The following is a 17,842-nucleotide window of genomic DNA, read 5'->3' as shown; positions in this document are numbered from 1 at the left end:
TTTTCAGGTCAAGAACTAACAATTCCTACTGGCGAACAAAAAACAGCTCCTGTAGCTACTCAAGCTCCTGCTGCTCCTGTTCAAGAAACTACTCCAGTTGTGGAAACACCTGTAGTGGAACAAACTCCAGTAGTCGAACAAGCACCAGTTGTTGAACAAGCTCCTGCTGCTGAAGTGGCAGTTTCGACTGGTACAAACGATGCGAAAGAATGGATCGCACAAAAAGAATCTAGCGGTTCTTACACAGCAACAAACGGACGCTACATCGGCCGTTACCAATTAGACTCTTCTTACTTGAATGGTGACTACTCAGCTGCCAACCAAGAAAGAGTGGCAGAACAATATGTTGCCTCTCGTTATGGCTCTTGGGACGCAGCAAAAGCTTTCTGGTTAGCTAACGGTTGGTACTAAAAAGAGCGAGTTTGAAAAATGGGAATCTTATAGATTCCTATTTTTTTTGCTCTTTTTCTGCGTTAACTGCCTTTGTTTTTTGCTTCTGCTTTTGACTTTGTTTGATTTTTTTGATTGCCCAATCATAGTGACTCGATGTAGAAGATACAAAATAACTGCCTAGCGTCGTATTCCCCACCCAAGGATATTGATTTTTTTGGAATAGCTGATCATTATCGAAGCTTTGAACCAATCGCATCACTTCTTCATGACTATTCTTGAACCAGTCAGTCGCTTGTTCTAAGGTAGTAGACTTATGCTTTTTAGTAAACCCACGATTCATTTCAGGAATCGTTCGCCAATTATATGGTTCTGGTATAAAAGAAATTGCTTCGTCTAGTTGATTATGTGTCACCCATTTCAATAGCAAACAATGCCATTCATAGAGATGGATCAACACATCTTTGATCGTTTGATCCCTTCGCCAATGCGTTTCTTTTTTCTTTTCTAGAAATGCTTCATCGAAATCGAAGGTTGCTTCTCTTTGTTCAATCGGTACTGACTCAATCAACTGATTTAACTTCTCATAATTTTCAGCTGCGAGTGTCAATAATTCCTCTCTTGACTTTGGTCTCATAAACTTCTCCTTATCAAAAAATCACATTCGTTTTAAAACGTTTCCAATCAAACTATAATTCTAGTATGCCTGATTTCTCAAAAAAAGACGAGTAATATCCTAGAATGAACTACCATTCTCTGATACTACTCGTTTGATTCAACGATTTGTATTCTGTTTTGTGACAGCGATCCACACTTCACTATAGGCCTCTTCTTGATCAAGCCATTTGGTAAATGAGATCTCGGGTGCTTCAACCAACTCATATCCAGAGGTTGGCAGCCATTCTGAGAAAATATTTGCCATCGTCGTCTGTAAGACTTCTGGAAAAGGTCCTTGATTTGGAAAAATAGCCCATGTGTGTGCAGGAATGATCCGTTGCTGTAAACTTTCACAATGGTCGATTTTTGAGGTTAAGAAACCGATCATGTGTGTCAAATCGCCCTTTTCTTCCAAGCGTCTTTCATCGAATTGAAAGGAAGCATTCACCACTTGATAAGGTGCGAGATCACCCAACGCGTGCATTTCCTCTTTTTGTTCTTCTGTGATTGATTTTGCTAATTCGATAATTGCTTGGTTGACTCCTTCAAATTGGATCGGTACACGTTTTGATACTCCGACAATTGCAAAGGCATCTTTTTCTTCAATTCGGTAATCCATTGAGTTTCCTCCCTTGATTTCTAAGTGAAAGGCAAGTTTAGGATAAGATTTATAAACTCCTGCTTTTTTGACTTCTGAAGGCAAGTAGCCTGTCCAGTCACGAAACGCTCTCGAAAAACCTTCTAACGTTTGATAGCCATATTTAAAAGCTGTAACTGTTGCACTTTCACCTTTAGCAAGATCTTCATTGGCACAAGCAAGTCGCCGATTCTTGATATACTCCGACAAAGATATCCCCGCAACAAACGAGAAAGTCCGTTTCAAATGATATTCTGAAATACCCAATCGTCGTGCCACTTCTTCTAACTTGATCTCACTTGTTAAGCGTTCTTCGATGTAAGCGATCAGTTCGTTCAATTCTTTCATCCTCTCACCTCACTACTTAGTTTACAAGGTTCGTACAATCATCACTTGATTTTTCTTAGACCACAATAATCAATACACCCTAGGCTTTGTTAGCAACAGCCTTGATCTTGTCTTTGATGATTTCGCGAGTTTTTCTAAATTCAGCGATAATCTCTTCTTCTGTCCCAGTAGCTTTCGCTGGATCTTCTAGATCCCAATGTTCATGGCGAATATGAGCAGGAATCACCGGGCATTTATCCAACGCATCTCCGCACAGTGTGATAATTAAATCTGCATCGTTAAAATAATCCGGATCAATCAAGTCGGATGTTTGACTTGTAATATCGACTCCATCTTCTGCCATCACTTTGACTGCTCGTGGATTCAAGCCGTGTGTCTCCACTCCAGCACTCCGAACTTCAAATTGATCCGTCAAATATTCATGCCCGTACCCTTCGGCAATCTGACTTCTGCAAGAATTACCTGTACATAAAAAATAGAGTTTCTTTTTCACATCTGTTGTTTTGTCCAAAACCATTCCTCCATTCCGCTTTTCCTTTAAGGATTAAGTTTATGATATCATAAACTTAGACGCAGATTGCTCTTAACGACAAAAAAGAGACAGTTCACGAAAAAAATAGTCATAATCTTACATAAAATTAGAAAACGAAAAAGATTGATTTATCAGCATTTACAAACATGTCAAAGACTTTTTACACGTTGATTTCGCCAATGACAAAAACCTTTGATCGTTGATTTTTGCCTTTTCATTTATGCTGAGATCAGAAGGAGCGGATACGATGGACTTAAGTCATCAAATCAAAAAATATCGTAAACAGTTAGCTTTCTCCCAAGAAGAATTAGCAGAAAAGTTATATGTTTCAAGACAAACGATTTCAAACTGGGAGAATGAGCGCAGCTATCCCGATATTCATAATCTACTATTGATGAGTGTCTTATTTGACGTTTCTTTAGATGAATTAGTCAAAGGAGATGTAGAAAAGATGAAAGAAAATATACCACTTTCTGAAATAAACAAATATACCAAGGTCATGTTAGGCTTTATGCTTCTCACCTTGATTTCAGTAGGACCATCCTTGTTTTTACCTGGGATTTGGCGACTTATGCTTCCCTTGCTTTTTTGGACCATCAGCATGTACGGTGCAATAAAAGTCGATCGACTCAAAAAACAAGAAAATATCAAAACCTACAAAGAAATCGTTGCTTTCATGGAGAACAAAGATGTCGAACCTCTTCGTAAACAAAGATACAAGACCAGAAGTCTAATTGAAAAGGCAGGAATCGTCATTTTGTTTGCGCTCGTCTGTGGAGTGATCGCATTACTCGCAAGTTTGCCATTTATACTTTTCAATCGCTAGTAATCAAGCAAAAAAACAAGATCTGCCTTCAAGGATGGATCTTGTTTTTTTACTATTTGGAATCGGAGCAAGCGATTTTTGTACTCATTAAATCTGTTCAGTTCTCTCCCAGACCATGAGATATTCCTTTTCATTCGTTGATTCATCGATTTGTTCAGCCACTTTTCTAAAGCCATTTCTATCGTAAAAGCGTATCGCTCGTTGATTCTTATGATAAACATGTAAGGCTATTCGTTCCTTTTCTTTTTTCGCTGCTTCAATCAATTTTTGGCCGATTTTTTTATTCTGAAACATTGAATCGACAAAAATACCAGCTAAATAAGATTCATCTATGATTCCCATAAAACCAACGATCTGACCTTCAATTTCATAATAATAGATTTCTGCTTTCGGCAACTCTTTTTTTAGCAAAACTTTTTTCTCATGCCAATAGGTCGCATCAATAAAATCATGTGTTTCGACATTGGTCTTTAACCAAATAGTAAGTAGTCGATCCATCATCTGTTGGTCTAGCTTTTGCACTTTTTTGATCATACCATTGCTCCTAAACTTTTAGTTATTCTTCATACTTCTTCAGACGATCAGCTAAATTCCCCGCATGAAGTTCAAACAAATGATCATCGTCATCATAAAAATAAATCGATTCCCCTTCTCCTGATACGCGCGAACGACCTTCTTCAATTTTGAGATCCAGCTGATAAAGTTTTTCTTTATACAATGGAATTTGTTCAGGAGCAATCTCAAAAGCGATATGGTTATAAGTTTTCGGAAGTTTCACTTGCTGATCTTCCATCAGTGCGACCCATAGATCATCGATCAAAAAGAATTTTTCTGGAAATAAAGAATATTGCTTTTCCTTACTTGAATACACTTCTTTTGCAGCAAAAATCTCCGTAAATATTTCCGTCGAACGACTTAGATCACGTACGATAAATGTCATATGTGAGAGTTTCATCTTTGTCCCCTTTTCTAGTTGAGACTTTTGATCATTACCAAGCATGGATTCCATGCATCCCATAGCGTAGGGAATACTTCTAATTCAACAAAGCCCATTGTTCGGTAAAATCGAATCGTTTGATCATAAGTATCATATGTTCCTTCAGCGACTGTTTTTACTTGTAAGAACTTATAATGTTCCTTGGCATACGATTGTAGTTCCTGTAGCAATCGCTTTCCTATTCCTTGATGATGATAGGCCTTTTTGACACCCATACAATAGACCTCACCGGTGGCTTTGCTTGTTTCTTTCAAACTGATAAACCCAATCGATTGACCATTTTCTTTAAGAACCCACAACAGGAACTTCTGGCATTCCTCGACATATTCTTTTATTGAATCAGGTAAACCAAACCATTCTGGCAAGTCATCCAAGATTTCTTGAACGATTTTTTTCTTTTCTACTACTTCTTCTACTAAATAAATTCGCATTTATCTCTCCTTACTCATTCGGCTGATATCGATCAACTAGTCTGAATCGTTCAAAGACGATTTTCGTTTCTTCATTGAGCAAGAGTCCATGTTCTTCATAATAAGGTTTGAAATACTTGTAATGCCCCTTTTGCCAATAAGCAAGAGATAGATCGCCTTCCCCCTCCGTAGCTGCCTGTTCTTCGGTGATTTCTTTCCAAGGTACGATCGCTACTTCGACCGTTTGAATAATCCCCATCGGTACATCAGACCCATTCACAACTACAGAGTAATCACCAACTTTAGGTAGTGGTTCATTATCTATCTGGTACAATTCATAACCCGAGCTTGTCCCCGTTTTCTTTCCAGCTAAAACCAGATCAGCTAATTCATCTGCGTGTTCTTTCGTATTGCCAAAAGCAAGAATTTCATAGAGTGACGCGTGCGCCACACCGTTTTTTGAGCAAAAATGTTCCCAATATTCTTGTGCTTTTAGATTCATACAGTCACCTTCTTTCTGATAGATCGTAAATCAAGTGTAACAAATAATAAGAGTCTAAGCGAACCAAGATCAAACGCTTGCAAAGCGTACATTTGGATTGATGCAGTATCATTTTTTTAGAGAAAAGAAAAACCAGCTCCTCTTTTTGTTAGAAGCTGGTTTTAGTCTCAGGATTCAATTGGAGATTAGACGTACAATACAATCAATCATAAAAAAGGAGACCATCCATGGAACTTCATTTCAAAGAATTTTTATTGATCACTCAAAAACTAAACGAGCACCAGATCACTCCATTATTACTAGGTTCTTTAGGTTTATCGTATCGACTGGCAAGCAAAAGATATCGATATCCACGTTCCTGGAGACCCACGTGGTTGGGTTGGGCTGCGCCTGATAAAGATCGCTTATATAATTGGCAAACCAACAAGTTTTATGTAATCAAAAAAATTCGTCTACAAGAAAGAACCTATCATAAAAATGCTATACTCTTAATTAATTTATTTCCAAGCGTTCTCTTATCAATCTAATGAGTTAGGCATTGAAAGCACCATCAACTGTAGCTCTTGTCCAATTTGTGATGTAAATGTTTCTCCAATTTCACGGAATCCAAATTGTTTATATAAATCCATCACCTTTGGAATACAAATACTATCAAGTATGATTAATTTTCCACCAATTGATTTTCTAACATCGTCAACAATTAATAAAGCTTCTTCAATGATTTTTTCTCCTGAAAATTCTTGAGAAAAATAATCATTCTTTGCGACATGAGCAATTAGATAAGAGGGTGCAACGCCCACTTTACTCGGTGATTTCCCGTTAAAAACTAATTTCTTTTTCTCTTTTATCTCAAGCTTGCTAATATCTAAATCTTTGATTGCTAACGTAAAAAAACCTAAGAGATGTTCTTGTATTTCATCTTTAAAAATCAAATACGTCCTTGTCGCATGATAAAGCTCTTTTTGTATGGCATCATGTTTTAAAAATTCAGTCATTTCTGAATTATTTTCACAAAAAAAGAAGCTTCTACAAAGTTCGAAAAGCGTTCTCTTACCTTTTTTCTAAGAGCTTTATTTCCAATCTCAGTTTCCTCTTCTTTAATAACTTCAACCAGCATTTTGATCTGTCTACTTAATGAAATCACAGTATAGTCCATATTATTTTTTTCTCATCCAATTAGGCACTTGATCCTTGTTGCTACTATGATCACTAGATTTCTTTTCTAATAAGTCATAGTATTTTTTTGTGGGGTGCGTATTTTCAATAATTTTGACATCTTCTTTAGATAAAATAATTGGACGTTCTAAACTTATGTTTGCCATAAATACCGACTCCTTATTATTATTAACTACATGATAGATTATATCATTTCTTCGCAGTAATTTAAATACGTTACATAGAAAGTACACACGTTATCCCTAACGATACTTAAAATTTTAAACTAAAATCAAGATTTATGATTGTTCTATTGATTTTAATATATTTAGCAATTTCCAGCCTGTTCTTAATATAGCTCACTCATATCGAATGTTTAAATTTATAGTTGTATTTAAACAAAGTACTCCCAGTATTGTAGCGGATCAATAAGAATCAGTTTCACTCTTTCTGCATACCTCTCTTTCAAAGAATACAAAGTTTCATTGAGCGAGTAGCCATTTCTGTCATCTTACGTTCAAAATTTGGTTGTCTCCAAGCTAAAAAGCATCGCATGACTACAAAAAAAGCAAAAAGATTTTTATTTGAACTGTTTTATTCACTTTCATCCATATAGTAGCGCTGTCTAAGATAAAAAAAACTCCCCTATCAACTTTTCAAAAAAAGTTAATAAAAGAGTTCAACGTTTACTTCATCATTAGTTATACTACAGGTTTGATCTACCTTCTAAAGAACCTATTACCTAACGAATCCCTAGCGCAATTCGTGCATAACGACTCATCTTATCAGTCGTCCATGCGGGATACCAAACTAGTTTGACTTCTGCCTTAGTTACTTCTGGCACTTCTTTTAAGGCATCGTGGATTGATTCGGTCAAGATGTCGGCTAATGGACAGCCCATTGTTGTTAGGGTCATTTTAACGACAGTATCTCCAGTTTCAGGGTCAAATTCGATTTCATAGATCAAGCCTAGGTTCACGATATCGATTCCTAGTTCGGGGTCAATCACCATTTCTAACGCGGTGAGAATTCGCTCTTTGATTTCATCTACTTCTTCAGCAGACCATTTTGATTCACTCATTCTTCGGATTCTCCTTCTCACAAGTTTTGTTTATCATACCTTTTTTTAAGGTATTTGTAAATATTCATTTCCGGTCTCTCTCTTGAGACAGAAATTTTGTTTATTTAGTTTTTACCTTTTTTGAAGTTTGTTTGATTTCAGGAAAAACGCCCGTTGAACGATACATTCTTTGTTCATTTTCATTGGCAAAACGACCGAAGACGGAGTGTGTTGGTAAAATATTGATAAATGCATCTTCGTCGATCTCATGGACGATCTGATCAAGGTCATACATTTCATAGCGTGTGATAACCATCATGATCATTTTTCCTTCACGTTTGGAATATCCACCTACTGAAGGTAACAAAGTCATTCCACGCACCATCCGTTGCGAAATTGCAGCTGTGACTTCTTCTGGTTTTACTGTCACGATCATGGCAGTCACTTTTTGATGACTCGTATGGATCGCATCGATGACTTGGGTCATCGCATAGATCGAGATGATCGTATATAAGGCACTTTCCCAATTAAAGAGGAAACCTGCTGCGACGACGATGATCCCATTTAAAATCAGCATGTAGTTTCCTACAGTTTTTCCTGTTGTTTGAGAAAGAACTAATGAAATGATATCCATCCCACCAGTCGTAAAACCCATTTTTAGTGAAATACCGACACCCACACCAAGTAAAACACCACCGACTAATGCGTTCATCAAAATATTATCTGTCACTTGTCCTGTCGGTAACACCGTTGTCATGACTGACACACAAACAACGTTGATGAAACTAAGTACAGTTGCACGTTTTCCGACTTTTAAAAAGCCTAATATAAATACAGGAATATTCAATAGAAAAATAAATGTTCCAGTATCGACATCTATATGAACCCATTCAGATAATAGTGAAGCAATGATTTGGGCGATCCCGTTCATTCCTGCAGAAAAGACGTTGGCTGGAATCAGAAAATAATTCAATGCCACCGCTGCAGTCAAACCGGTCATCAAGATAACCACTATTTTCTTAAGATTTTCGTTTCTTTGATAGACAGTCATGAATCTGCTCACAAGCACCTCTCCTTTTCAAGTTTATTTCAAATGTAAGAATAACAGTTTATTCCAGAAAATAAAATAGTCCCTACTTAAATGAGAAGAATTTTAGTAAAGAGGTCACAAAAAAATAAGCCTATGCTACAATAAAAGAAAACGAATGTACGAGGAGGACCTTATGGCAAAAGATGCAAGCTTTGATATCATTTCAGAAGTATCTGTCGAAGAAGTAAAAAATGCAATCCAACAAACAACTAAAGAATTGACTAATCGCTTTGATTTCAAAGATTCAACAGTTGAGATCAAGTTAGAGAATACAAATAAACTGGTCGTACTAAGTGACGATGAATTTAAAATCGAGCAAATCAAAGATGTTTTGTTTGGAAAATTGAATAAACGCAATGTACCGATCAAAAATATCCACTTTTCTGAAACGGAACATGCTTTAGGTGGGAAAGCACGTCAATCCGCTGATCTAGTCAATGGGATCGACCGAGATAACGGTAAAAAGATCACCACAGCGATCAAAAATGAAAAACTGAAAGTAAAAACACAGATCCAAGAAGATCAAATCCGCGTGACTGGTAAAAGTCGTGACGACCTACAAGCAGTGATCGCACTTTTAAGAAAATTAGACTTGCCGATCGAATTGCAATTTACAAACTACCGTTAGTCAATAAGTACTTATTGAGCGCACATCAAAAAAGGACAAGCTTTACGCTTCGTCCTTTTTTAGTGGTCTTGCCAAAATTCTTGGATCGTGCGTGACAATGCCTCTACCGTTCGAACTTCTTTCGCTTGTTGCCAATGCGGTGGGAAGAGTTTGCGATAGTTCGGTGAGGAGAACCGTTGATCTGCTAAAACGACGATTCCTTGATCATCCATGTCACGGATCACACGTCCTGCCGCTTGTAATACTTTGTTCATCCCTGGCAACTGATAGGCGTAAGCAAATCCTAGATTTTCTTTTTCATCAAAGTAGGATTTGATCAATTCCTGTTCGTGATTCATTTGTGGTAATCCGACTCCAACGATCATGCTACCGATCAATCGTGATCCTCGTAAATCGATCCCTTCAGAAAAAATCCCGCCAAGTACACAAAAAGCGACTAATGTTTCTTGCGGTTCAACCATGAATTTTGCTAAGAATTCTTCTCTTTCTTCTTCATTCATATTTGTTCCTTGAATGAGCGTCTTTCTCTCAGGATATGTCTCTTTAAACAGTTCTGCGACTTGATCCAAATACTGATACGAGGGAAAGAAGATCATATAATTCCCTGTTTTCCCTTCAATGAATCGTTGGATCGTTTCAACTAATCGTGGCAAACTTTGTTCTCTTTTTCGATACGTCGTTTCGAGGTAACTTGCTACGAGTACTTGTTGATTATCAACTGGAAAAGGACTTGGTAAGCAATAGGCTAGGCTTTCCTTTCCTCCTAATGTTTCTTGATAATAGGATAACGGTGAAAAACTAGCAGAAAATAAGAGGCTACTACGTCCTTTATTCAGCGATTGCTCTAAGAATGAACTAGGATCGATACAAAATTGCTTCACCACTAAATCGTGATAGCTTTTCTCCACAGTCGTTTCATAGTGATCATCATAGAAATCACTGATTTTTAAAAAGTGCAGCAAATCGAAATAAAAGCCTAAAACTTGTTCTTGTACTGGATGTTCTGGAAATTCAGCCAACCATTCTTGGATGAATTCACCGAGTTGAAATCCTGCTTTGATCAAGGAATCCGCTGGTGCTTTTTGATGATGATAGTTCCAGCCTTCTTCAAGGGCAATTTCTTGGATCTGATCAAAAGCTTTTAAAAGACGGTTCCAACGACGCCGTAGTTTTTTAAATTCTTTAGGGATCTCTTTATAGACTTTGCGTGCTTTTCCATAAGATAGTTCGGCGGAATACATTTCCCTGGAACGATTGACTAGATTATGGGCTTCATCGATCAAGAAAAGATGATTTTCATTTTTCTCTTCTTCAAAGAAACGTCTTAAATAAACCGTCGGATCAAAAAGATAATTATAATCTCCGATGATCACATCACACCATAAGCTGACATCTAAAGAAAGTTCAAATGGACATAAAGTATGCTTCTTTGCATATTTTTCAATGATTTCACGAGTGATCTGATTCTCATGATTCAATAAATCCCATAATCCTTCATTGATACGGTTATAATAGCCATTTGCATATGGGCATTGATCTGGATTACAGGTCGTTTCATCTAAAAAACAAATCTTATCTTTCGCTGTCAATGTTACGCTTTTTGTTTCAGCGCCGACATCCTTCAACGCTTCTAACGCATCTTCTGCCACCTGTCTCGTAATGGTCTTCGCTGTTAAATAAAAAATCCGTTCTCCTTCATTTTCCCCAATCGCTTTTAACGCTGGGAATAATGTAGAGATCGTTTTCCCTGTACCCGTTGGTGCTTCCGCAAACAGTTTTTGTTTTGTGCGAATCGTTTTATACGCCGCCACAGCTAACTCCCTTTGCCCTTTACGATACTTTTCATAAGGAAACTTCAGTGCCATCAATGAGGCATTACGGAGAGTCCGCCAATTTTCCTGAAAAATCAACCACTCTTGGTAATCCTCAGTCAGTTTTTTAAAAAACACTTCCAGTTGCTCTTTCGTCTGATGCTCAACTCTTCGTGTGATCACTTCTTCCGTTGTTTGGTAATACGTCAATTGAAGATTGATTTCCTCCAAGTTGTTTTCCTGACTGTAAATGTAGGCGTAGACTCTCGCTTGATGAAAAAATAGCTCGACTTGTTCTGGTTCTAAGTCTTCAAACCGTGGTTCTGACGTTTTGATTTCATCAATGTAATACACACCATCTTGTTTAAAGATCCCATCTGCTCGTCCTTCAACGATCAATTCATAGGGATCAAGTGGTACGTTGATTTGTAAAAATACTTCTTTTTGGTACTCTTCTCCTGCTTCTTTTTGGAGCTTGCGATGGATTTTAGCACCTTCTAAGGCGGTATGATTACTTTTCTTTCGGTTATCGATACTGCCGCGACGCAAGATGAACTCGACTAAATGACGGACAGAGATTTTAGATTTTTTCACCATGGTCGCCTCCTTCTTGTAATAGAGTACCGCAAAATAGTAGCTTTCGCAAAAAACAAAAACACCCTGCTCGGATAAGCAGGGATATAGGATATAGAATTTGGATTTTTGGATACATTCAATGTAACAATGATAAATGAAATTTCCATGAAAAAATTCTATTCTTACGTTTAAAATCTTTAGACAGTTTTCATATAATCTGATAATTCAGATAAGTCCTGTTATATTAAGTAGACACCTTTGTTTCAAGCCAATATTTGCGTTATACTTATATCGAACGATAGAAACTAGAAAGAATTTTTTAAAAGTTGGAGGTTTCTTTTATGCATGTTTTACAATTAAAAACCGGAACAATCGAGGAAAACTGTTACCTTGTCTACAATGATGAAGCGCTTTTGATCGTCGATCCAGGCGCAGATGCTGAGATGATCCAAGAACAAATCGAAAAAACGCAGCAGCAACCAGTCGCTATCTTGTTGACGCATACACATTACGACCATATTGGCGCTGTCGAAGCATTAAGAAAAACATATGATATCCCTGTTTATGTCAGTCCATTAGAACAAGAATGGCTTGGCGACCCGATCTTGAATCTTTCAGGACTTGGACGACATGATGATATGGAAAATATCATTGTTTCTCCAGCAGAATATGAATTTGAAATGAAACAGTATCATCTTGGCAATATGTCCTTTGAAGTCGTACCAACTCCAGGACATTCTGCGGGTAGTGTCAGCTTTATTTTTGATGATTTTGTTATCTCTGGTGATGCCCTTTTCAAAGGAAGTATTGGCCGCACAGATCTTTATACAGGCAATTTAGAGCAGTTACTTTATAGTATTACCACACAGCTTTTTGTTTTACCGAACGAATTTGTGGTCTACCCTGGCCATGGAGAGCCAACAACCATTGAACACGAGAAAAAAACTAATCCATTTTTTAATGCTTAATCAAACTTAGGAGGTCGTTCAAAATGAGTGAAACAACCCTATATATCGTCCGTCATGGTAAAACCATGTTCAATACAATTGAACGTGTGCAAGGCTGGTGTGACACCCCATTGACGAAACAAGGTCAAGAAGGTATCCACTTTCTAGGAAAAGGTCTAAAAGACATCGATTTTTCTTATGCCTATTCAAGCGACAGTGGTCGAGCAATCGAAACAGCACGTATCATTTTAGGCGAACATAACAAAGGTAAAGAAATCCCTTATTTTATCGATAAGCGGATTCGCGAGTGGTGCTTTGGTTCTTTAGAAGGTGGCTACGATATGGAAATGTGGGGTGTCATTCCTCGCGTACTAAACTTTCAAACGTACGATGAAATGTTCACCACAGATGTTACTTTTGAACAAATCGCCAATGCCATCTATGAAACGGACACTGCCGGATGGGCACAGCCTTATGCAGAGTTAAAAGAACGTGTCTGGTCAGGTTTTGAGGATATCGCACACCAATGTGAGAAAAACAACGGCGGCAATGTATTGGTTGTTTCTCATGGACTAACGATTGCTTTTCTGCTAAGTCTGATCGATCCTAGTCAACCGGTACGCGCAGGTTTGTTGAATGGAAGTGTCACAAAAGTAACCTATAAAAATGGTCGTTTTTCAATTGAAAGTGTCAATGACACAAGCTATATCGAGCAAGGAAAGCAACAAACAAGAGAATCATTTATGTAGAAAGTTAGCGAATAAACGCACTGAAGTCTTCGGATTTCAGTGTGCTTATTTTTTTCACGTCTTTAGTTTTGCTTTAAGTTTGAAGAAACAATTTGGCTTTAGAAACAAAGAACGGTATACTAATTGTTGTATTTTAATTGGGAAGGAAGGAATTTATGTTTTTTTCAAATATCATAAAAGCAGCGATTCTAGGAATCATTGAAGGAATCACAGAATGGCTGCCCATCAGTAGTACAGGACATTTGATCTTAGCCGATGAATTCATCAAGCTTGATGCGAGTTCACAATTCATGTCAATGTTCAATGTCGTGATCCAATTAGGCGCGATTTTAGCCGTCGTTGTTTTATATTTCCACAAGTTGAATCCTTTTGCACCGAGTAAATCCTCGATCGAGAAAAAAGATACTTGGGTTTTATGGTCAAAAGTACTCGTTGCTTGTATTCCAGCAGCCATTATTGGTTTATTATTGGACGATTGGTTAGACGCTCATTTTTATAAATTTTTACCAGTAGCGATCGCTTTGATCGTTTACGGTATCGGCTTTATCATTGTTGAAAAACGAAACAAAAACAAAACACCTCGTTGGTCGACTTTGAATGATTTGACTTTTCAAGCAGCGATTTTGATTGGTGCTTTCCAAGTCTTAGCATTGATTCCTGGTACTTCTCGCTCTGGTGCGACGATCCTCGGAGCAATTCTTATCGGGGCTTCTCGCTTTGTCGCAACGGAGTTTTCATTTTTCCTTGGTATTCCAGTGATGTTTGGAGCCAGTGGATTAAAAATCGTGAAATACCTTGCAGATGGGAATAGTTTCCAAATGGAAGAAGTAGTTATTCTGTTAGTTGGTACTGTTGTTTCATTCGTTGTATCGATTTTTGCAATCAAGTTCTTGATCAACTACTTGAAACGTAATGACTTTACTGTTTTTGGATGGTATCGCATCATTTTAGGGGTTATCTTGATCGGTTACTGGTTTATCGCAATGTAAGATACAATGATACACTTATCGTTGACCAGTTAAATCATCGCTCCGTGCAACAAGTATGAAAAAAGTAGTAAGCTCATAACCTATGAGCCTACTACTTTTTTTATTACTTCTTCCTTCTAAAGCGACCGATCCTCATACAACAGCTTTTCGATTTTTTCATTTTCTAACAACAATATCTGATCGAAATTCTTTCGTAAGAAATAACGATCATGCGTAACCGCTAAAATTGTCCCCGTAAACGAAGCCAGCAATTCTTCGATTTCTTCTCTGACATAGATATCTAAGTGATTTGTAGGTTCATCTAAGATCAACACATTGATTTTTTTCTGGAACAGTTTCAAAAGGTACAGCCTTACTTGTTCTCCTCCGGAAAGATCTTTGATTCTTTTAGCGACATCCCCACTAAAGAATCCAAAATTTGCTAAGACTTGTCTCGCTTTCTGCTCATCAGATATCAAGTACTTCGTATAATGTAATATCGTCTGTTCAGGGCGGTCAAACGACAATCGCTGAGGCAAATAACCAATGGAGATACTTGCGCCAGTTTTAATTGACCCTTCCTCTACTTCGGTTTCGCCTATCACTACTTTTAGAAGTGTGGATTTACCAGAGCCATTTTTACCCAATAGTGCGATCCGTTCGCCACGATAGACCATAAAAGAACTATCTGAAAACAAGCATTTGTTACCTATTGTTTTCTTGATATTTTTGGCAATCAGCACTTCCTTACCAGAAAGATTTTCCTGACGGATCTTCGTTAGCTTTTTACGCGGTACGGCTGGTGCATGGATGATCGTCATTTTCTCTAGTCTTCGCTCGATTTCTTTCGCTTTTTTTAAGTATGCTTCGTTGTCCCCTTCAGTTCCCCATTGACGATACCGGCGAATCATTAACTTCAATCGTTTGATTTCTTTTTGTTGAAGTTCATGATTCTTTTGGAGTTCTTGTACTCGTAATTGTTTCAACGTCATGTAACGACTATAATTCCCTGGATATTCGATTATCTGACCGTCCTCGATCTCCAATATTTTTTTGACTACATTGTCGAGAAAAGCCCGATCATGGGAAATCACGAGAAAGGCACAACTTGTTAGCCTCAGATATTCTTCCAGCCATTGAACAGAGTCAAGATCAAGATGATTCGTTGGTTCATCTAATAGAAGAACATCATTTTCTTGTATCAATACTTTGGCTAACTCTACTCGGATACGTTCGCCTCCACTCAACTGATCCAGTGGTGTTAAAAGCTGTCTATCAAGTCCTAAGCCTTTTAGAATACTAGTTATCCGATCTTCTAAGCCATAGCCGCCCATCGTCTCAAATCGTTGCTGCAAGTCACCATAGACTTTCATGATACGGTCCAGATCTTCAGTTGGGCTACACATTTTTTCTTCATAATAATGAAGTTGCTTTTGCAAATCATGGATCTCTTTAAAGCTTTGATAGACATAGTCAAAAGTAGCGATTGAGCCATTTTCCAGTTTTTGTGGAATGTAGCCGATCGATAGTCCTTTTTTTCTACTAGTTGTTCCTTCATCTACCCCTTCAGTTCCCATCAGAATTTGAAGAAGTGTAGTTTTTCCGGTTCCATTTTGTCCAATCAATCCGATTTTATCTTGTTGATTGATCACACAACTTAAATTTTCAAAAAGTGGGACCCCACTATAATTTTTACTGATCTTATTTGCTTGAATATACATTTTCTCGCTCCTCAAGACCAATCAAAAAAGCCATGAAAAATTCATGACCTTTTGTTATTTCATTTATTCGTTGAGTAGCTACAAATGGAATAAACATATTGAATGGTCATTTATTTTTGATTGATTTTTCTATTTTTAAGCGCACTGGTGCCTTGAATAGAAAATACAAAAATAATTGCATGACTAAAGCTGATATGATATCTAGAAAAATTATTGGCTTCTGTTATTTTAGTCAAGCTTTCCATTTAATATGTCCCTCCCTTTCACTATCTATTTGTTCAATTGTATCAAATCAAAAATCAAAGTTCAAATGAAACCCTTACCAAAAATAGCCAACCTTGTCTCAAGTCTATTCTTCTTGTGTTCACCTACACTTTCTCTAAAAAACAAAACTAGGACCTGAGACTGAATTGTAAATAATTTATTTTATTTACTTTACCTGTCGTAGTAATTGTTTTATAATTATTACGACAGATGGAGTAATTACAAAGGAGGCGATCAAGTGATATCAAGTGATGCAATTCGTGGGTATAATGATGCCATCATCTTATCAATTCTTTCCAAAGAAGACTCCTATGGATACGAAATCTCAAAACAGATTCGTGAAGGAACTGATTCAATGTATGTCATCAAGGAAACAACCTTATACTCCGCTTTTACACGCTTAGAAAAGCAAGGACTGATCCTTTCTTATCCTGGCGAAGTCACCCATGGAAAGAAGCGAACCTATTATCGAATCAGTAGTGCTGGGAAGAAATTATTAGAAGAAAAAAAAGACGAGTGGCAGCAAACAAAGATCGTTGTTGACCGTTTTCTACAAGGAGGAGCAACATGAAAACCATTAAAGATTATTTAGATAGTTTATTTTTGAATGTACCGATCACACCTGAAACGAAAAAAGCCAAAGAAGATCTATTAGCAATCATGGAAGATCAGTATCATGGATTATTAGAAGAAGGCAAATCAGAACATGAAGCAATTGGTGCAGTCATCAGCGAATTTGGCTCGATTGATGAATTATTGCAAGAATTGGAACTTTCACGTTCAGCTTTTGATGAAGAAATCTGGGAAAATGAAATCGAACTCGATGAAGCTCTTTCTTTTTGGGATAAGGTCCGCAACTTTTCTCTATTCCTTTCAGCTGGTATTGCTCTCTGTATTTTAGGTTTAGGTATGATGCTGTTTCTCGCGAATAGCTTGAATGAAATGATTGGACTATTAATCATGTTTATCCTGATTGCTCTTGGTGTTGGTCTAATCATTACTTCAAGTTTGAGTTATTCAGCAACAAAGAAGAAGTTAAATGATCGTCCTTACTCTCAACAAGTAAAAATAGAGGCAAGTCAACAAGCAGAGAATTACGCGAAAAGTTTCCGTGTAGGTTTAGTTTTGGGTATCATTTTATGTATTCTTTCCGTGACACCTTTTTTTGTCAAAATAGCGATAGGTCTACCGACGGGCTTGTCTTTCTTGCTTTTCTTCGCTTCTGTTGCACTAGGCGTATTCTTTATCGTTTATGTCAGCATCATCTATACTTGGTTCACAAAAGTGGCAGAAGGCACTTTCTTTATCTCAGATGAAGATGAGCCAGGACCACGAGCTTCACAACACATGTACGGTGACTCAGCTGAATCGATTCGTTTATTTGAACGCCTATACTGGCCAAGTATTTTCGTCATTTATATGGTTTGGTCCTTCTTGACCCGAAGCTGGGGTTACTCTTGGCTCATCTTTGTGTTAGGTGGCATCTTTGAAGATTATTTCCTTGAAAAATTAAAACGTAAATAACTGCTCTTTTCGTCGAATCACTCGAGATTTTCGGGTCGATTCGACTTTTT

At 37.4% G+C, this 17,842-nt stretch carries 22 protein-coding genes and 1 pseudogene; 9 read left to right on the top strand and 14 right to left on the bottom strand.

Going from position 1 to position 17,842, the window contains the following annotated elements; genetic code table 11:
- Positions 1-411 (top strand): peptidase M23 (locus JZO83_RS01795; RefSeq protein ID WP_207114831.1); only part of this gene is annotated, 411 nt, incomplete at its 5' end.
- A 37-nt stretch (positions 412-448) separates the two neighbouring features.
- Here the strand turns inward: JZO83_RS01795 and JZO83_RS01790 are convergent.
- The 3 genes from JZO83_RS01790 to arsC form a co-directional block, all read right to left on the bottom strand.
- Positions 449-1,027 (bottom strand): ClbS/DfsB family four-helix bundle protein, encoded by a 579-nt coding sequence (locus JZO83_RS01790; protein WP_206857750.1) that lies wholly within the window; start codon positions 1,025-1,027, stop codon positions 449-451.
- Between the two features lie 138 nt (positions 1,028-1,165).
- Complete coding sequence (locus tag JZO83_RS01785) at positions 1,166-2,032, bottom strand: AraC family transcriptional regulator (protein WP_206857752.1); 867 nt, start codon at positions 2,030-2,032, stop codon at positions 1,166-1,168.
- Positions 2,033-2,111: 79 nt separating this feature from the next.
- Positions 2,112-2,543 carry an arsenate reductase (thioredoxin) gene (gene arsC / locus JZO83_RS01780; protein WP_242542342.1) on the bottom strand — a complete coding sequence of 144 codons (432 nt, stop codon included), beginning with the start codon at positions 2,541-2,543 and terminating at the stop codon, positions 2,112-2,114.
- A 268-nt stretch (positions 2,544-2,811) separates the two neighbouring features.
- On the opposite strand from arsC, the gene JZO83_RS01775 reads away from it, so the two are divergent.
- Positions 2,812-3,390 carry a helix-turn-helix transcriptional regulator gene (locus tag JZO83_RS01775; RefSeq protein ID WP_206857764.1) on the top strand — a complete coding sequence of 193 codons (579 nt, stop codon included), beginning with the start codon at positions 2,812-2,814 and terminating at the stop codon, positions 3,388-3,390.
- A gap of 87 nt (positions 3,391-3,477) precedes the next feature.
- On the opposite strand, the gene JZO83_RS01770 is transcribed toward JZO83_RS01775, so the two are convergent.
- The 4 genes from JZO83_RS01770 to JZO83_RS01755 are packed head-to-tail and all read right to left on the bottom strand — an operon-like array spanning position 3,478 to position 5,299.
- Positions 3,478-3,924: a GNAT family N-acetyltransferase gene (locus JZO83_RS01770; protein WP_206857766.1), complete on the bottom strand. Its 447-nt coding sequence runs from the start codon at positions 3,922-3,924 to the stop codon at positions 3,478-3,480.
- Positions 3,925-3,946: 22 nt separating this feature from the next.
- Positions 3,947-4,345, bottom strand: coding sequence for a FosX/FosE/FosI family fosfomycin resistance hydrolase (gene fosX / locus JZO83_RS01765; RefSeq protein WP_206857781.1), 399 nt, complete (start codon positions 4,343-4,345; stop codon positions 3,947-3,949).
- Between the two features lie 14 nt (positions 4,346-4,359).
- Positions 4,360-4,818 carry a GNAT family N-acetyltransferase gene (locus JZO83_RS01760; RefSeq protein ID WP_206857784.1) on the bottom strand — a complete coding sequence of 153 codons (459 nt, stop codon included), beginning with the start codon at positions 4,816-4,818 and terminating at the stop codon, positions 4,360-4,362.
- A 10-nt stretch (positions 4,819-4,828) separates the two neighbouring features.
- On the bottom strand, positions 4,829-5,299 hold the full coding sequence (locus tag JZO83_RS01755) for an ASCH domain-containing protein (RefSeq protein WP_206857786.1): 471 nt from the start codon (positions 5,297-5,299) through the stop codon (positions 4,829-4,831).
- A 227-nt stretch (positions 5,300-5,526) separates the two neighbouring features.
- Between JZO83_RS01755 and JZO83_RS14335 the strand changes: the two are divergent.
- Positions 5,527-5,715, top strand: a pseudogene (locus JZO83_RS14335) (phosphoribosylanthranilate isomerase); the annotation flags it as partial.
- 102 nt (positions 5,716-5,817) lie between these two features.
- Here the strand turns inward: JZO83_RS14335 and JZO83_RS01745 are convergent.
- The 4 genes from JZO83_RS01745 to JZO83_RS01730 form a co-directional block, all read right to left on the bottom strand.
- Positions 5,818-6,294: a hypothetical protein gene (locus JZO83_RS01745; RefSeq protein WP_206857789.1), complete on the bottom strand. Its 477-nt coding sequence runs from the start codon at positions 6,292-6,294 to the stop codon at positions 5,818-5,820.
- A 162-nt stretch (positions 6,295-6,456) separates the two neighbouring features.
- Positions 6,457-6,621: a hypothetical protein gene (locus JZO83_RS01740; RefSeq protein ID WP_206857797.1), complete on the bottom strand. Its 165-nt coding sequence runs from the start codon at positions 6,619-6,621 to the stop codon at positions 6,457-6,459.
- 575 nt (positions 6,622-7,196) lie between these two features.
- Entirely contained in the window at positions 7,197-7,535 is a 339-nt protein-coding gene (locus JZO83_RS01735) for a metal-sulfur cluster assembly factor (protein WP_206857799.1), read from the bottom strand.
- 100 nt (positions 7,536-7,635) lie between these two features.
- Entirely contained in the window at positions 7,636-8,583 is a 948-nt protein-coding gene (locus JZO83_RS01730) for a YitT family protein (protein ID WP_206857800.1), read from the bottom strand.
- Between the two features lie 154 nt (positions 8,584-8,737).
- Here JZO83_RS01730 and JZO83_RS01725 point away from each other — a divergent pair, with 154 nt between their 5' ends.
- The gene (locus JZO83_RS01725; protein WP_206857801.1) at positions 8,738-9,232 is read left to right on the top strand and encodes a YajQ family cyclic di-GMP-binding protein; all 495 of its coding nucleotides are present in this window, start codon (positions 8,738-8,740) and stop codon (positions 9,230-9,232) included.
- A gap of 59 nt (positions 9,233-9,291) precedes the next feature.
- Here JZO83_RS01725 and JZO83_RS01720 read toward each other — a convergent pair whose 3' ends face one another.
- Positions 9,292-11,640 (bottom strand): ATP-dependent DNA helicase, encoded by a 2,349-nt coding sequence (locus tag JZO83_RS01720; RefSeq protein WP_206857802.1) that lies wholly within the window; start codon positions 11,638-11,640, stop codon positions 9,292-9,294.
- Positions 11,641-11,960: 320 nt separating this feature from the next.
- On the opposite strand from JZO83_RS01720, the gene JZO83_RS01715 reads away from it, so the two are divergent.
- The 3 genes from JZO83_RS01715 (at position 11,961) to JZO83_RS01705 (ending at position 14,304) form a co-directional block, all read left to right on the top strand.
- Positions 11,961-12,587 carry an MBL fold metallo-hydrolase gene (locus tag JZO83_RS01715; protein ID WP_206857803.1) on the top strand — a complete coding sequence of 209 codons (627 nt, stop codon included), beginning with the start codon at positions 11,961-11,963 and terminating at the stop codon, positions 12,585-12,587.
- 23 nt (positions 12,588-12,610) lie between these two features.
- Complete coding sequence (locus JZO83_RS01710) at positions 12,611-13,315, top strand: histidine phosphatase family protein (RefSeq protein ID WP_206857804.1); 705 nt, start codon at positions 12,611-12,613, stop codon at positions 13,313-13,315.
- A gap of 155 nt (positions 13,316-13,470) precedes the next feature.
- On the top strand, positions 13,471-14,304 hold the full coding sequence (locus tag JZO83_RS01705; protein WP_206857805.1) for an undecaprenyl-diphosphate phosphatase: 834 nt from the start codon (positions 13,471-13,473) through the stop codon (positions 14,302-14,304).
- A gap of 116 nt (positions 14,305-14,420) precedes the next feature.
- On the opposite strand, the gene abc-f is transcribed toward JZO83_RS01705, so the two are convergent.
- Positions 14,421-16,004 carry a ribosomal protection-like ABC-F family protein gene (gene abc-f, locus JZO83_RS01700; protein WP_206857806.1) on the bottom strand — a complete coding sequence of 528 codons (1,584 nt, stop codon included), beginning with the start codon at positions 16,002-16,004 and terminating at the stop codon, positions 14,421-14,423.
- Positions 16,005-16,114: 110 nt separating this feature from the next.
- Complete coding sequence (locus tag JZO83_RS14460) at positions 16,115-16,249, bottom strand: hypothetical protein (RefSeq protein ID WP_277989385.1); 135 nt, start codon at positions 16,247-16,249, stop codon at positions 16,115-16,117.
- Between the two features lie 257 nt (positions 16,250-16,506).
- On the opposite strand from JZO83_RS14460, the gene JZO83_RS01695 reads away from it, so the two are divergent.
- Both JZO83_RS01695 and JZO83_RS01690 read left to right on the top strand, forming a co-directional pair.
- Positions 16,507-16,839, top strand: a complete 333-nt coding sequence (locus tag JZO83_RS01695) for a PadR family transcriptional regulator (RefSeq protein ID WP_206857808.1) — start codon at positions 16,507-16,509, stop codon at positions 16,837-16,839.
- On the top strand, positions 16,836-17,792 hold the full coding sequence (locus JZO83_RS01690) for a permease prefix domain 1-containing protein (protein ID WP_206857816.1): 957 nt from the start codon (positions 16,836-16,838) through the stop codon (positions 17,790-17,792). Before JZO83_RS01695 ends, JZO83_RS01690 begins: the two co-directional genes overlap by 4 nt.
- Positions 17,793-17,842: the final 50 nt, after the last annotated feature.

This window comes from Enterococcus sp. DIV1298c (assembly GCF_017316315.1).
Taxonomy (GTDB): Bacteria; Bacillota; Bacilli; order Lactobacillales; family Enterococcaceae; genus Enterococcus_B; species Enterococcus_B mangumiae.
Note: the sequence above shows the minus strand (reverse complement) of the source record. Positions and strands in the feature narration are given on the sequence as shown.